Origin of the sequence: Candidatus Stoquefichus sp. SB1 (assembly GCF_001244545.1) — a bacterium.
GTDB lineage: Bacteria > Bacillota_I > Bacilli_A > Erysipelotrichales > Coprobacillaceae > Stoquefichus.
Map to the genome: position 1 here is coordinate 725,876 of NZ_LN852694.1, position 14,311 is coordinate 740,186.

Sequence of the window (14,311 nt, forward strand, 5' to 3'; positions counted from 1 at the left end):
TCCAGTTGAGTCTATTTCTTCAATTGGTATATATAAGGTTTAATACCAACATATGATGTTTTGAAATAAATTAAATTTCTGATTATTGTATGAGTCCAACATGTTTAATACCAACATATGATGTTTTGAAATTTCCTTTGACGATTTCTTCTTCCTGTACTTTTCCACGTTTAATACCAACATATGATGCTTTGAATCAAGTTTAATTTTAAAAAGTTATTAACCTGATTCGTAGAATAATAAAGAGAGAATACAAATTCTATTGATAAACACAATAGCTTTGAATTCTCATATTTTATTGCTATTTGAAATTACTCTATAAAATACTTTATGGTTTTATCTACTTAATATTTTTTATGCCTTTATTGCCCATCTCATTTTTGTCGATTTCGCACGACTATTAATATGACATTCTTCTTTGCTAGGTCTTATAACATTTCTAGCAACATCACTATAAATACCAAGATTTTTCATTTCTTTGAAAGCTTTTTTAACAATTCTATCTTCACCAGAATGAAAAGTAAGTATTGCGACTCTTCCACCTGGTTTAAGAATAGAAGGAAGTTTTTCCATAAATTCGATAAGGACATCAAATTCATTATTAACATCAATACGTAATGCTTGAAAAACTCTTGCAGCAGATTTTTTGACAGCTTCTTTTCTGTCGTTTATAGAAATAAAAGAAAGACTTTTTTCTATAATTTTATATAAGTCAGTCGTTGTTTGAATTGGATGACCAGATTTTAAGAAAGAGTCAATATTTTTTGCTATTTCTTTTGCATAAGGTTCATCTGAATTTTCAATAAAAAGTTGTTCTAATTGGTCTCTTGATAATTCCTGTAATCTTTGTGATGCGGGAATACCTTTTTGAGGATTCAATCTTAAATCTAATGGACCTTCTTTTTTATAAGAAAATCCTCTTACGGGATTATCTATTTGCATAGAAGAGACGCCCAGATCAGCTAACACAAAATCAAATAAACCCACTTCTCTTGATACATAATCTATATCTTTAAAGTTGCATTGTTTGATTGTAAGAACATCTTCACCGTATCCTTTATTAAAAAGTCTTTCTTTTGTTTTAACGCTTTCTATTGGATCTATATCTAAAGCATACATATGACCAGTATGATTCAAACATTCAAGTATCTTTAAAGTATGTCCTCCATATCCTAAAGTACAATCCAATCCAATTTGACCTTCTTTTATATCTAAAAATTCCAAAATCTCATTAACCATGATAGATAAATGCATACCGACAGGTGTACTCCCTTTTTTTATAACTTTTTCAATTGTTTCAGGATATAAATCAGGGTTTAATTCTTTATATTTCTCATTAAATTTTTTTGGATGTGTTCCACTATATCTTACTCTTCTTTTGTGTTTAGGTTCCATAATAGTATGCCTCTCTTTATTTGTTATAATTACAAGAGATATATTATCATTTTAGAATCTCATATGTCTATAGTCATTTTAAAGTTTATTCATAATACAATTATAATGTAGGATATATTTTGTTTCATTAAATTGGGTCCAACCATTTTCAATCTGATGATATAAATAATTTGTTTATATATGAAACAAATTTGATTTCTATATATCATTTGTGTTACAATGGGCACATCTCAAATTGAAAGGAAATAGGTATGGGAAAAGTTAATAAATTAGGTCAATACAAAGGAATTGAAGTAAAAGTAGAAAAACATATTGCGACTGATGAAGAAGTTAATCAACAAATTGAAGCAATGGTTGCACAAAATCCAACTTTTGTAGAAAAAGATGGAGAAGTTGCTCATGGAGATATGACAACAATTGATTTTGAAGGATTCAAAGATGGTGTTGCTTTTGAAGGTGGTAAAGCAGAAGGACATCAATTAGAAATTGGTTCAGGTCAATTTATACCAGGATTTGAAGAACAAATGATTGGAATGAAAAAAGGTGAAACAAAAGATTTAAATCTTACATTCCCAGAGGATTATGGTATGGAAGATTTAGCTGGTGCTGATGTTGTCTTCAAAGTGAAATTACATAAAGTAGAAAATAAACAAGAATCTGAATTAAATGATGAGTTTGTTGCATCTTTAAATGTACCAGATATGCAAACAGTTGAAGATTTACAAAATCAAATGAAAGTTCAATTACAATCACAACATGATCAAAAATATAGAACTGATGTAGAAAATGCTATTTTTGATAAATTGATTCAAGATAGTGAAGTAGAAGTGAGTGATGAAGATATTCAAAGAGCAATGGAACAACATATCCAACATATCCGTATGGAGTTAGCTCAACAAGGTATGCAATTAGAACAATATTTACAAATGACAGGTGCTAATGAAGAAGCCTTACGCCAACAATTAGAACCATCAGCTAAACAACAAGCTATTTTTGAAGCTATTATTGATGAAATTGTAACAGTTGAAAATTTAACAACAACTGATGAAGAAGTTGATCAACAAATTGAAATGATAGCTCAACAAAATCAAATGACTAAGGAAGATGTTTTAGCAAGAATTCAACCTGATGATTTAAAACGTGATTACAACCGTATGAAAGCAAGTCAACTGGTTATTCAAAGTGCTCAAATTAGCAATTAAATATATATAACGAAAGATTCATTTCTAAGGAAGTGAGTCTTTTTCTTTTAAAAAAGGTTTTCTTTAAAGGAAAATATATTAGATAATATCATACAATATTTGAAATCTATCATTTATCTTATGACTTATTAACAATGATAAAATAGATGCAGCCATAAATGTAAGGGTTTCCATTATTGGAAACTTTTTTGCTTTCAATCTCTCTTTTTTCTATAATAAAGGTGAAAAGAGAGGGGAAATACATTTTATAAGAACTGATCACTCTTATGATAAGAAATAAAATAAATACAATAATGACATGTCAATATAAACTCTTTTCAAATCAAAATTATAGGAGGAAATAGATATGCAAGGTTTGAATCGTTTTTTTGAAAAGTATTTTATGCCTTTTGCAACAAAACTCAACAGTATCAAAGGATTGATTGCTATTCGTGATGCCTTTATACAAATCTTTCCACTTACATTTGTAGGATCGATAGTTGTTTGTATTAATGTTGTCTTACTGAGTTCAACAGGATTTATTGGTCAATTTTTAGTGAAGATTATTCCTCACTTAGATGATTTTCAAGCTATTCTTTCACCTGTTGGGAATGGCACTATTAATTTAATGGCTGTCTTTATTGTTTTCTTAATTGCTCGAAATATGGCTAATCAATATCATGAAGATGGCTTAAAGGCAGGTTTGACAGCTTTGGCAGCATTCTTTGTTTTATATCCGCCGAAGGTAGAAGGAATGTTAACAGATTCTTATTTAGGAGCTAATGGTATATTTGTTGCAATTATTGTTGGCTTGTTAATTGGGTATGGATTTGCTCGATTGGTTAAGGTTGATCAATTACAAATCAAAATGCCAGAACAAGTTCCACCAGAAGTTGCAAAATCGTTTATGGTAGCTGTTCCTTCGGCAATTCTCATTATTTTAGCATCTGTTTTATCATATTGTGTATCATTTATTGAACCATTAGGATTAAATGCTCTCATATATTCATTATTACAGGCACCAATTCAATCATTAGGAGCAACACCATTTACACCGTTATTACTGATTCTCATGGCAATGATTTTATGGTCAGTAGGAATTCATGGAACATTTACAGTTTCACCTATTTATTTAACACTCTATGCATCTATGAATATTGCAAATATATCTTATGCAGCAACTGCAGGTACAACTGCTGGTTCACCATATCCGTATACATGGTTTGCATTGTTTGAAAATTATGGATGTATTGGAGGAACAGGGAATACCCTAGCATTAATTGTTGCCATTCTCATTTTATCTAGAAAAAAAGATTGGAAACGAGATGATTATACTAAGACAGCAAAAATCGGACTCATTCCAGGATTATTCTGTATTAATGAACCAATTATCTTTGGCTTACCAATTGTCTTAAATCCAATTCTTGTTATTCCATTTATTCTCAGTCCGATTGTATCAATGGGATTAGGAGCATTAATGATTTCTACAGGATTTGTTTTACCAGGTACATTGGATGTAGGATGGACAACACCACAGCCTATTAAAGCCTTTTTATCTGCGTCAGGTTCTTGGGAAACTGCAGTATCAGTTTGTATTGTTTTTGTAATATGTGTACTCATTTATCTTCCATTTGTTAAAATGGCAAATAAACAAAATGTTGAAAGTTATGAAGGAGAATAATGTATGAGTCAATTTCCAAAAGATTTTTTATGGGGTGGAGCCACTGCTGCTAATCAATTAGAAGGTGCATATAATGAAGGCGGGAAAGGTTGGAGTACTGCTGATATGGTTAAGTTTGTACCCAGAGAAGTGAGTCAAGGTCGAAATACTGAAACAGTCACATATGAAGAAGCACTTGAAATTATTCATCACCAGCATGATGATGAATATTATCCTAAAAGATGGGGAGTTGATTTTTATCATCACTTCAAAGAAGATATTGCTTTAATGGCAGAAATGGGATTTAAATGTTTTAGAATGTCCATTAGCTGGCCAAGAATCTTTCCCCATGGTGATGATCTAGAACCTAACGAAGAAGGACTAAAATTTTATGATGATGTTTTTGATGAATGTTTAAAATACGGTATAGAACCATTAGTTACATTATCCCATTATGAAATGCCTTTACATCTTTCACTAGAATATAATGGCTGGGAGAATAGGAAATGTATCGATTTCTTTGTTAACTATGCTAAGACTGTTTTTAAACGTTATCAAAAAAAGGTTAAATATTGGATTCCATTTAATGAAATTAATATGTCACTACATCTCCCTTATACTGGTGGTGGGATTTTCGTTGAAAAATCAAATAATGAACTTCAAACAATCTTTCAAGCTTTACACCATCAGTTTATAGCGAGTGCTTTAACAACACAACTTGCAAAGCAAATCAATCCTCAATTTCAAATGGGATCAATGTTAGGCTTATCATTATATTATCCAAAATCAAATGCACCTGAAGATATCATTGCTGCACAAACGGCTAATCGTATTAATTATTTCTTCCTAGATGTTTTGTCAAAAGGAAAATATCCAACATATTTTTATGCATACTTAAAAAAGAATCAAATCCAGATTCATATAGAAGAAAATGATCTAAAAATCATCAAAGAAAATACTGTTGATTTTAATTCGTTTAGTTATTACTACTCATTATGTACAAGTGCAAATCCAAAAAATGAAGATTCTTTAGTTGCTTTTATCCCAGAAAGTGAAGTTATTGATGAATTCCATCCGAGAAAGGTAAGAAACAAAAATTTACAAGTGACTGATTGGGGATTTCAAATAGATCCAATAGGATTAAGAATAGCAATTAATGAGATATGGGACCGTTATCAAAAACCAATTATTATTTCAGAAAATGGATTAGGAACATATGATACACTTACAACAGATAAAAAAATCCATGATGATTATCGTATTCAATATCTTAGAGAACATATTCAGCAAATGAAATTATGTATCGAAGAGGGAATTCCGGTCATTGGATATACATCATGGGGATGTATTGATATTGTCAGTGCCGGCACTTCTGAACGTACAAAGCGCTATGGTTATATTTATGTTGATTGTGATGATTATGGACATGGAACAATGCAACGCTATAAAAAAGATTCATTTTATTGGTATCAAAAAGTCATTGCATCTCAAGGAGAAGATTTAGATTAAAAAAACAGATAATGAAAACTCTTGTGTATATCTACAAGAGTTTTTCCTGTATAATAAATGAAAAGAGGGAGAGGATAGCAATATGATTATTGATAAATTAAATGAAGTGCTTAATAGTGTTGATACCCATACAACAATGTACGTCTTTTGTTACTATATTAAATCTCATATGAATGAAGTTGCTCATATGACAATTGATGAAGTCGCACAAAATTGTTATACATCTAAAGGTCAAATATCAAAATGTGCAAAACATCTTGGCTTCCATTCATATATAGAATTTAAAGATGCTTGTATTGATTATAGTCAATCATATCGAGATAAACCTATCTTCTTTCATCAAGAATATGATTTGCCACAAAATGCAAAGCAGTTTGCTGATGGTATTTCACATGCAATTATTCATGTTGGAGAAACGATAAATTATTCCGATCTCAATCGTCTTATTAATGATATTTTTTGTAGTCAAAAGGTTTATCTCTATGCACAAGGTGATAATCGCTCTCTTTGTAATGTCATTCAAGTTGAATTAAGTGCTTTGTATATTCCAGTTATTATTTGTGATGCTGATTTTATGAAAGAATACCGCTTTGAAAAAGGACATCTTTTATTAATTTTAAGTACCAATGGCACAATATTTCAACTCAATAAAAGAATTATTTCTCGTCTTTTAAAAGCTGATGTCAAAACATGGCTAATCACTTGTAATGCTAGAATGCCTTTTTCTAAAAATCGACTTATCGTTCCTTCATATGATTTAAGATATAATAAGTTTGCCATTCGATATATTGTTGATATTCTTATTGCAAGTATGCAAATGATTTCAAAGGCAAAAAAATAAACGTATATATACATATTTGTAAATTATGTGTATATACGTTTTCTTATTCATCAAATAGTGTAAACCCTAAATAATAGACAAGCGAATCAAACATCTTGGTATTAAAACCATAACATATGCAATCATCAATCTCACCATCCCAATCATTATTCAATTGGTCAAGCAAAGGTTGAACTTGATTCTTTTGTAAGTCACAAGTGATATAAAATTCACTATGACCTTTTAATCCCATGTATTCACGACTAGGAGAAATTGAAAAATCGGAATTAATATTATACAATTCATCTCTAACTTTTTGATAATCTGCTTCATCTTCACTTGCTAAAATAACATGTAATCTAGCTAACATAAAATTATCCACCTCACTTGATTTATTATAACATAAACATATGAAAATAAAAAATAGATTTCTTAAGATGTCACTTAGTTGATATTTCATGTAAGTGAGTTTTCTTTTGTGGATTTTAAATGTGATTATGATTATAATGCAAATAAGGAGTGTATAGAGATGGAATTTAAAGATACGAACCCCCATGATTTATCAATCATCATTCAATTTGATGATGGCAATGAAAAACAAAAGATTATATCATTACTGAATAATATAGGTACAAAAATTGTTGGTTATAAGCGTGGTAAGCAATATTTATTAGACATTGATTCTATTTATTATATTGATTTAATTGATAAACAAACATTCATTTATACTTATGATGATTGTTATGAATCATCATTATGGTTGTATCAGCTTGAAGAAAAATTAAATCATTATTTTGTCAGAGCCAATAAATCTACTATTTTTAATATGAATCATATTGAAAGTTTAAAAGCAGATATTGGTTCGCGAATTATGGTTTACTTAGATAATGGTGATCAAATTTTAGTTTCAAGAACATACTCAAAAGAGTTTAAGAAAAAATTGAAAGGAGAAACATATGGAAACAGTGATTAATACAATTGTTGGACTTATGAAGAAAACAGCAATTTCATTTCTTGTATGCATTATGTTTATTTGTATTATAGGGAGTATTATGGGTGAACAACTTACTCCTATATCATCGCTTTTTCAAGAAGGGAGTATTCGTTATTCAACACTGTTTGAAGTCTTTTCTTTAAGTTTCATTATTGGAATTATTAATACGGTTTTTGATTATCCTCAATTTATGAAAAAGATGTTATTGCTTTATAAAATTATATTACGTTTAATTATTGTTATTTTAATAACTATTGTTTATATTTATGTTTTTAATTGGTTCCCATTTTCAAATTTAGAAGCTTGGATTGGATTTTTTGTGACTTTTGGGATTTGTTTTACAACTGCAGTCTCAATTAGTGTTTATACAACAAGAAGAAAAAACCGAGAATATCAGGAATTATTAAAAGATTTTAAGAAAAGAGGACAATTAGATGAACGCCATTAAAATTGAAAATGTTCATAAAACATTTCATCAAAAACAAGTCTTAAATGATATTTGTATTGATATTGAAAAAGGAGAGATTTTTGGGTTACTTGGGCCATCTGGTGCGGGTAAAACAACATTGATTCAAATTCTAATAGGACAATATATTCCAGATAGTGGACATACTTTTATTTTAGGAAAGGATTCATTAAAATTAGCGAAAGAAGATTATACGCAAATTGGATTGGTTTTAGATAAAGATGGGTTATATGATCGATTAAGCTGTTATGACAATTTACAGTTGTATGCCTCGATTTATCAGTTAGATAGCCAGAAAATTGAATCTGTTTTAAAACAAGTTCAACTTTATGATGATAGAAAAAAAGCAGTTAATCAATTGTCAAAAGGGATGAAGCAGCGATTAGTATTAGCCCGTGCTATCATGCATGAGCCGCAAATTCTTTTTTTAGATGAACCAACTTCTGGATTAGATCCAGCAACAACATTGAAAATTCATACTTTATTATTAGAATTAAGAGATCGAGGGACAGCCATTTTTTTAACAACTCATAATATGGAAGAAGCAGCGAAATTATGTCATCGTGTTGCTTTATTAAATGAAGGGAAAATCATTGAATGTGATACACCTACAGCAATTTGTGAAAAGCATAATGATTTAAATAAAGTAACAATTACAACAAAAGATCATCAAAAATATATTTTTAATAATAATAAAAAGGATGCTGAGCGAATTTATCAATTATTTCAGTCAGAAAATATTCAGTCTATTCATTCTTCTGAACCAACGCTTGGCAATGTCTTTATAGCTTTAACAGGAAAGGAGTTGGATTAAATGAGTTTACACATCATAGCAGCAATACTTGTCAAACAATTAAAAGAAACTTTTAAAAATAAAAGTGTTTTGATTCAATTTGTAATGTTCCCTGTAATTGCAGTTGTATTGACAAGTTCTGTTAACAATAATATGGTTCCAGCAGAATATTTTGTCATTCTTTTTGCCAGTATGTATGTTGGTATGACACCAATTATTGTTTTATCTAGTATTATGAGTGAAGAAAAAGAAACGGGTAGTTTAAGTATGTTGATTATGTCTAATGTTAAGCCTATTGAATATATCTTAGGTATTAGTATTTATGTGATTGTTTGTTGTATTATTGGCTTACTTATCATGGGATTTGTTGGTGGGTATCAAGGCATGCAACTTATTTATTTTGTTGCAATTTGTAGTTTAGGAATGGTCATTTCTATTTTTATTGGAAGTGTTATTGGTATGATTTCTAAAAATCAGATGGCAGCGAGTTCATTGTCTGTACCAGCCATGCTTATCTGCTCATTTGTACCAATGTTGTCGATGTTTAATGAAAGCATTAAAAAATGGTGTGGATTTCTTTATACACAGCAAATTAATGAATTATTAACACAACTCCCATTAACAAATTTTCCATTTCAGGCCATTTTAATTATTCTTGTTAATTTATTTGTATTACTTGTTATTTATATCTATTTATTTCAAAAAAGAAAATTTTTATCATGATTGAGTAGTCTTCATAAGGCTACTTTTTTTAGTTAGTTTTTGCTTAAACATATTTCAAAAGTCAATACAAGCATGCCAGTTTGATTATGTTTTGATGATAAGTTGATTTATTGCTATATAAGAAAATGTCTAAAAAGTAATATATATTTGACATAATGACATTTTTATTATACTATATAGGTGGAGGTAGGATATGAAAAATCTTAAAATGAAATCTGCTCGTGTGAGTAAAGATTTAAGTCAGAAAGAGTTAGCAGAGTTCATAGGTGTTTCACGTCAGACAATTAATCTTATTGAAAAAGGTGATTATAATCCAAGTATTCAATTATGTATTGCTATATGTAAAGCATTGGATGTAACACTAAATGATTTGTTTTGGGAGGAGGAAAGGTAATGAAAAAACAAATAATTGATGAAAGACAAGAACATGATATGTATGTGATTGAACACTATGGTTTTTGGATGGCTTTTTGGGGCTTACTTGCTATGATTTTAATTCAACTCATTTTGGGAAAACCATCAGAAAGTTTTATTTATGAATGGTTATTATTTATGATTTTAGCAGTAAGTATGACTGTAGGTTGTGCTAAAAAAGGAATTTGGAGTCCGAAAGCAAAACCGAGCCAAAAGGAGTATATAAAAACTGCTATTATTGTTTTTGGTGCAGTTGTATGTTTGTTATTATTTATCCAAGCATTTCGAGGTGAAGCATTTGATCTGTTTACAATTATGGTTGATTTGGGATGTGGTTTGTTTGGTGCAATTGTGGCTTATAGTGTTTCATTTATGTTAGGTGAAAAAATAAAGAAGGATGAAGAAAAAGAATAATATTTTAAAAACATCAAGAATAAGTCTTGGTGTTTTTATTTGGATATGTATAAAAAGATAATCATTACATTCTTTTTATAGGTGATTTTTTTGTTAAAAAGTGGTAGAATATGCACATATGTGAGGAGTGAAAGTATGATTAAAATTGGAATTGTAGGTTATGGTAACCTTGGACGTGGTGTGGAATGTGCAGTTCACCATAGTCAAGATATGGAACTAGCAGGTGTTTTTACAAGAAGAAATCCTGAAACAGTCAAGACACATACAGATGTGCCAGTTTATGATATGGAAAAACTTTATGATATGCAAGGGGAGATTGATGTTCTTGTATTATGTGGTGGAAGTGCAAATGATTTACCTAAACAAACAGTGGAATTAGCTCAATATTTTAATGTTGTAGATAGTTTTGATACCCATGCGAAAATCCCTGAACATTTTTCAAATGTCAATCAGTCAAGTGAAAAAGGAAAACATATTAGTATTATTTCTGTTGGTTGGGATCCAGGTTTATTTTCATTAAATCGTTTATATGGACAAGCGATTTTACCACATGGTAACGATTATACATTCTGGGGAAAAGGTGTTAGTCAAGGACATTCTGATGCGATAAGAAGAATTGAAGGTGTTAAAGATGCAAGACAATATACCATTCCTGTCGATGCAGCATTGGAAAGTGTTCGTAATGGTGAAAATCCAACTTTAACAACACGAGAAAAACATACACGTGAATGTTTTGTTGTGGCAGAAGAAGGGGCAGATTTAAAAGTCATTGAAGAAACTATTAAAACAATGCCAAACTATTTTGCTGATTATGACACAACAGTTCATTTTATTAGTGAAGAAGAATTAATGAGAGATCATCAAGGAATTCCTCATGGTGGTGTTGTTTTAAGAAGTGGAACAACAGGATTTGATTATGAAAACAAACATGTTATTGAATATAAATTAACATTAGATTCAAATCCAGAATTTACATCTAGTGTGTTGGTTGCTTATGCAAGAGCTGCTTATCACCTGCATCAAGAAGGACAATGTGGCTGCAAGACAGTCTTTGATATTGCACCTGCTTATTTGCATGTTGAATCTGGCGAAGAATTACGTAAAAAGTTATTATAATGAATGAAGAATGATTATGAAAAAAGAGGATCTTTGTTTTAGAGATCCTTTTCTTTATGAACAAACATATTCATTTTCATTGCTTTAACATTGTGAGTAAGGTATAAGAAATGTTGGGATGCCTGTAGAATGTGGGGCAATATCATATAAGGCAAAGAAAACAACGACTCCTTCACTTGTTAAATAAAAGTTCTGTGGGTGAAAAGTCTCTTCAATCAAACTAGGATAATTATCAAAATAGAGACTTGGATCATCACTTGTTTTTATTTGTTTAATGATGTTATTTTTAACACAAGTTTCACAATTCTTTTTATCCATCAGAAAGTCACATAAATGTTTGATTTGACCAGTGAATGTATTGATTGTTTGACCAATTCTTGTTGTTTGACCATTAGCACCGCCTGTATATAGATATTCCTGTTGATAAAAACTTAAAATTTCATTTGTTTGCAATGTCAATGTTATTGTCACTATCATCTCATAAGGAAATGCTTTTGAACCTTGTAAAAAAGCTTGAACTGCATTAGGGTATAAGACATGCGTACAATAGTCTTTTTTCTTGATTGCTTGTAAATAATATTGATTATTAAGAGTATCTAGTGCCGGATTATGTCCAGTCAATTGAGGATAAAAAAGAGAACATGATACCACCTTAATTCCTGCATAATAATAATCTTCATGAATTTCAAATCGTTTCATACAAGTTAATCCATCCATATTAATCCCTCCAATACATATACATATGATAAAGGTCTTCAATATAGCATGATTATCATTTGAATATGAGATAAATTGTTTATAAACAATGATGAAATTGATTTGAGTGAAATCATAAGTATGATATAATTTTATTACCAATCATCATTTGGAGGATAAACTATGAGTAAACCATTATATTTTCAAACACGTGAAGATTTTAGAAAGTGGTTATCTCAGAATTGCCAATCACATGAAGGGGTATGGTTATTGTTTTTTAAAACCAAAGAACAACAAACATTAAAAGCTAGTGAGGCTTTGGAAGAAGCCCTCTGTTATGGCTGGATTGATGGATTAATGAAGAAAATTGATGATGATTCTTATAAAAAATATTTTGCAGCACGTCAACCTCACAGCAAGTGGTCTTTAAAAAATAAGGAACTTGCTGAGAGTTTAGAACAAAAAGGAATCATGACTGATTTTGGAAGAATAAAAATTGAGGAAGCAAAGAAAAATGGTCAGTGGAATCTTGCAACAAGACCATCAGCTGTTACAGAAAAACAAATAAATGAAGTCGTAGAATTACTTAAGAAAAGTCAATTGGCATATACCAATTTTTTAAACATGTCTTTATCTGTTCAAAAGACTTATACAAGAGCATACTTTGATGCAAAAACTGATGCTGGTCGTGCTAAGCGTTTAACTTGGATGCTAGAACGTTTAGAAAAGAACTTAAAACCTATGTAAAAGAGAATGATTTCAAAAGAAGGAGTTGATATTTTTATGAACTTCTTTTTTTATATGAAGCAATTTGAAAATGAAAAATTGTCGATTTATAGACAAATTCTGGTGATTATGATAAAAAATAATAGCGTAATGGGGTGAATTATATTATAATAGCACTGTATATTAATATGAAAGTCAGGAAGGTACTTATATGGATAGAAGAGTAGGAACTATTTCAAGAGGAATTCGTTGTCCAATCATTAGAGAAGGAGACGACTTATGTAAAATTGTTGTAGACAGTGTTATGGAAGCAGCATATAGTGAAGGTTTTGGTTTAAGAGATCAAGATGTTATTTCTTTAACAGAATCAATTGTTGCAAGAGCACAAGGAAATTATGCATCAATTCAAGATATTGCTGATGATGTGAAAGCAAAATTAGGTGGAGAAACAATAGGGGTTATTTTCCCAATTATGTCACGTAACCGTTTTGCGATTTGCTTAAAAGGAATTGCTATGGGGGCTAAAAAAGTTGTATTGATGTTAAGTTATCCTAGCGATGAAGTAGGAAATGCATTATTAACTTATGATCAATTAGATGATGCTGGAATCAATCCTTATAGTGATGTTTTAACATTAGAGAAATATCGTGAATTGTTTGGCGAAAACAAACATGAATTTACAGGTGTTGACTATGTACAATATTATTCAGATATTATTACTGAAGCCGGTGCAGAAGTAGAAATTATTTTTGCTAATCGTGCACAAGAAATTGTCAAATATACTGATTGTGTCTTAACTTGTGATATACATACACGTGCAAGAACAAAACGTCTATTAAAAGAAGCAGGAGCAAAAGCTGTATGTGGTTTAGATGATATCTTAACTGCATCTGTTAATGGAAGTGGATATAATGAAAAATATGGTTTATTAGGTTCTAATAAATCTACTGAAGATAAGATTAAATTATTCCCAAGAGAATGTCAGGACTTGGTTGAAAATATTCAAAAAGAAATTTTACAATTAACGGATAAACATGTTGAAGTTATGGTCTATGGTGACGGGGCTTTTAAAGATCCTCAAGGAAAGATTTGGGAATTAGCTGATCCTGTTGTTTCACCTGCTTATACAAAAGGATTAATTGGAACACCTAATGAATTAAAATTAAAATATTTAGCTGATAATGATTTTAAGGATTTAAGTGGTAAAGAATTAAGAGATGCTATTGCAAAGAGTATTAAAGAAAAAGAAGATAATTTGGTTGGAAATATGGCCTCTCAAGGAACAACACCAAGACAATTAACTGATTTGATTGGTTCATTATGTGATTTGACAAGTGGTTCTGGTGATAAAGGAACGCCAATTGTATTGGTTCAAGGTTATTTTGATAATTTCACAGATTAAGG

Annotated in this window: 16 protein-coding genes and 1 CRISPR repeat array (1 of these 17 only partly in view); of the genes, 13 read left to right on the forward strand and 3 right to left on the reverse strand. The window is 30.1% G+C overall.

Annotation, left to right across the window (positions count from 1 at the left end):
* Window positions 1–198: a CRISPR direct-repeat array (repeat unit 30 nt; unit sequence GTTTAATACCAACATATGATGTTTTGAAAT); it begins 224 nt to the left of the window's first position.
* 156 nt (window positions 199–354) lie between these two features.
* A complete protein-coding gene (rsmH, locus tag BN1865_RS07225; RefSeq protein WP_050636572.1) occupies window positions 355–1,395 on the reverse strand; it encodes a 16S rRNA (cytosine(1402)-N(4))-methyltransferase RsmH in 1,041 nt (346 codons plus the stop codon).
* Between the two features lie 251 nt (window positions 1,396–1,646).
* Here rsmH and tig point away from each other — a divergent pair, with 251 nt between their 5' ends.
* The 4 genes from tig (at window position 1,647) to BN1865_RS07245 (ending at window position 6,586) form a co-directional block, all read left to right on the forward strand.
* On the forward strand, window positions 1,647–2,597 hold the full coding sequence (gene tig / locus BN1865_RS07230; RefSeq protein WP_050636573.1) for a trigger factor: 951 nt from the start codon (window positions 1,647–1,649) through the stop codon (window positions 2,595–2,597).
* A 346-nt stretch (window positions 2,598–2,943) separates the two neighbouring features.
* Window positions 2,944–4,257: a PTS sugar transporter subunit IIC gene (locus BN1865_RS07235; RefSeq protein WP_050636574.1), complete on the forward strand. Its 1,314-nt coding sequence runs from the start codon at window positions 2,944–2,946 to the stop codon at window positions 4,255–4,257.
* 3 nt (window positions 4,258–4,260) lie between these two features.
* Window positions 4,261–5,745, forward strand: a complete 1,485-nt coding sequence (locus BN1865_RS07240; protein WP_050636575.1) for a glycoside hydrolase family 1 protein — start codon at window positions 4,261–4,263, stop codon at window positions 5,743–5,745.
* A gap of 82 nt (window positions 5,746–5,827) precedes the next feature.
* On the forward strand, window positions 5,828–6,586 hold the full coding sequence (locus BN1865_RS07245; protein ID WP_050636576.1) for a MurR/RpiR family transcriptional regulator: 759 nt from the start codon (window positions 5,828–5,830) through the stop codon (window positions 6,584–6,586).
* 43 nt (window positions 6,587–6,629) lie between these two features.
* Here BN1865_RS07245 and BN1865_RS07250 read toward each other — a convergent pair whose 3' ends face one another.
* Window positions 6,630–6,935, reverse strand: coding sequence for a hypothetical protein (locus tag BN1865_RS07250; RefSeq protein WP_050636577.1), 306 nt, complete (start codon window positions 6,933–6,935; stop codon window positions 6,630–6,632).
* A gap of 159 nt (window positions 6,936–7,094) precedes the next feature.
* On the opposite strand from BN1865_RS07250, the gene BN1865_RS07255 reads away from it, so the two are divergent.
* From BN1865_RS07255 to BN1865_RS07285, 7 genes are all read left to right on the forward strand, one after another.
* Complete coding sequence (locus BN1865_RS07255) at window positions 7,095–7,538, forward strand: LytTR family DNA-binding domain-containing protein (protein ID WP_050636578.1); 444 nt, start codon at window positions 7,095–7,097, stop codon at window positions 7,536–7,538.
* Window positions 7,522–8,007, forward strand: coding sequence for a hypothetical protein (locus BN1865_RS07260; protein ID WP_050636579.1), 486 nt, complete (start codon window positions 7,522–7,524; stop codon window positions 8,005–8,007). The genes BN1865_RS07255 and BN1865_RS07260 overlap by 17 nt, the downstream gene beginning before the upstream one ends.
* Window positions 7,994–8,839, forward strand: a complete 846-nt coding sequence (locus BN1865_RS07265; protein ID WP_050636580.1) for an ABC transporter ATP-binding protein — start codon at window positions 7,994–7,996, stop codon at window positions 8,837–8,839. The genes BN1865_RS07260 and BN1865_RS07265 overlap by 14 nt, the downstream gene beginning before the upstream one ends.
* Window positions 8,840–9,541, forward strand: a complete 702-nt coding sequence (locus tag BN1865_RS07270) for an ABC transporter permease (RefSeq protein WP_050636581.1) — start codon at window positions 8,840–8,842, stop codon at window positions 9,539–9,541.
* A 193-nt stretch (window positions 9,542–9,734) separates the two neighbouring features.
* Complete coding sequence (locus BN1865_RS07275) at window positions 9,735–9,935, forward strand: helix-turn-helix transcriptional regulator (protein WP_050636582.1); 201 nt, start codon at window positions 9,735–9,737, stop codon at window positions 9,933–9,935.
* The gene (locus BN1865_RS07280; protein WP_050636583.1) at window positions 9,935–10,369 is read left to right on the forward strand and encodes a DUF6773 family protein; all 435 of its coding nucleotides are present in this window, start codon (window positions 9,935–9,937) and stop codon (window positions 10,367–10,369) included. Before BN1865_RS07275 ends, BN1865_RS07280 begins: the two co-directional genes overlap by 1 nt.
* Window positions 10,370–10,504: 135 nt before the next feature.
* A complete protein-coding gene (locus BN1865_RS07285; protein ID WP_050636584.1) occupies window positions 10,505–11,485 on the forward strand; it encodes a diaminopimelate dehydrogenase in 981 nt (326 codons plus the stop codon).
* A gap of 84 nt (window positions 11,486–11,569) precedes the next feature.
* On the opposite strand, the gene BN1865_RS07290 is transcribed toward BN1865_RS07285, so the two are convergent.
* On the reverse strand, window positions 11,570–12,202 hold the full coding sequence (locus BN1865_RS07290) for a DUF3298 and DUF4163 domain-containing protein (RefSeq protein WP_050636585.1): 633 nt from the start codon (window positions 12,200–12,202) through the stop codon (window positions 11,570–11,572).
* Window positions 12,203–12,364: 162 nt separating this feature from the next.
* Between BN1865_RS07290 and BN1865_RS07295 the strand changes: the two genes are divergently transcribed.
* Entirely contained in the window at window positions 12,365–12,928 is a 564-nt protein-coding gene (locus tag BN1865_RS07295; RefSeq protein WP_050636586.1) for a YdeI/OmpD-associated family protein, read from the forward strand.
* Between the two features lie 190 nt (window positions 12,929–13,118).
* Entirely contained in the window at window positions 13,119–14,309 is a 1,191-nt protein-coding gene (locus BN1865_RS07300; protein ID WP_050636587.1) for a coenzyme F420-0:L-glutamate ligase, read from the forward strand.
* The last annotated feature ends 2 nt before the right edge of the window (window positions 14,310–14,311 follow it).

What these genes read in the sequence shown, in the direction of transcription:
- BN1865_RS07300 (WP_050636587.1), top strand. Translation starts at nt 13,119, where the DNA reads ATGGATAGAAGAGTAGGAACTATTTCAAGAGGAATTCGTTGTCCAATC.
- BN1865_RS07280 (WP_050636583.1), top strand. Translation starts at nt 9,935, where the DNA reads ATGAAAAAACAAATAATTGATGAAAGACAAGAACATGATATGTATGTG.
- BN1865_RS07235 (WP_050636574.1), top strand. Translation starts at nt 2,944, where the DNA reads ATGCAAGGTTTGAATCGTTTTTTTGAAAAGTATTTTATGCCTTTTGCA.
- rsmH (WP_050636572.1), bottom strand. Translation starts at nt 1,395, where the DNA reads ATGGAACCTAAACACAAAAGAAGAGTAAGATATAGTGGAACACATCCA.
- BN1865_RS07295 (WP_050636586.1), top strand. Translation starts at nt 12,365, where the DNA reads ATGAGTAAACCATTATATTTTCAAACACGTGAAGATTTTAGAAAGTGG.
- BN1865_RS07250 (WP_050636577.1), bottom strand. Translation starts at nt 6,935, where the DNA reads ATGTTAGCTAGATTACATGTTATTTTAGCAAGTGAAGATGAAGCAGAT.
- tig (WP_050636573.1), top strand. Translation starts at nt 1,647, where the DNA reads ATGGGAAAAGTTAATAAATTAGGTCAATACAAAGGAATTGAAGTAAAA.
- BN1865_RS07270 (WP_050636581.1), top strand. Translation starts at nt 8,840, where the DNA reads ATGAGTTTACACATCATAGCAGCAATACTTGTCAAACAATTAAAAGAA.
- BN1865_RS07240 (WP_050636575.1), top strand. Translation starts at nt 4,261, where the DNA reads ATGAGTCAATTTCCAAAAGATTTTTTATGGGGTGGAGCCACTGCTGCT.
- BN1865_RS07275 (WP_050636582.1), top strand. Translation starts at nt 9,735, where the DNA reads ATGAAAAATCTTAAAATGAAATCTGCTCGTGTGAGTAAAGATTTAAGT.
- BN1865_RS07260 (WP_050636579.1), top strand. Translation starts at nt 7,522, where the DNA reads ATGGAAACAGTGATTAATACAATTGTTGGACTTATGAAGAAAACAGCA.
- BN1865_RS07290 (WP_050636585.1), bottom strand. Translation starts at nt 12,202, where the DNA reads ATGGATGGATTAACTTGTATGAAACGATTTGAAATTCATGAAGATTAT.
- BN1865_RS07265 (WP_050636580.1), top strand. Translation starts at nt 7,994, where the DNA reads ATGAACGCCATTAAAATTGAAAATGTTCATAAAACATTTCATCAAAAA.
- BN1865_RS07255 (WP_050636578.1), top strand. Translation starts at nt 7,095, where the DNA reads ATGGAATTTAAAGATACGAACCCCCATGATTTATCAATCATCATTCAA.
- BN1865_RS07285 (WP_050636584.1), top strand. Translation starts at nt 10,505, where the DNA reads ATGATTAAAATTGGAATTGTAGGTTATGGTAACCTTGGACGTGGTGTG.
- BN1865_RS07245 (WP_050636576.1), top strand. Translation starts at nt 5,828, where the DNA reads ATGATTATTGATAAATTAAATGAAGTGCTTAATAGTGTTGATACCCAT.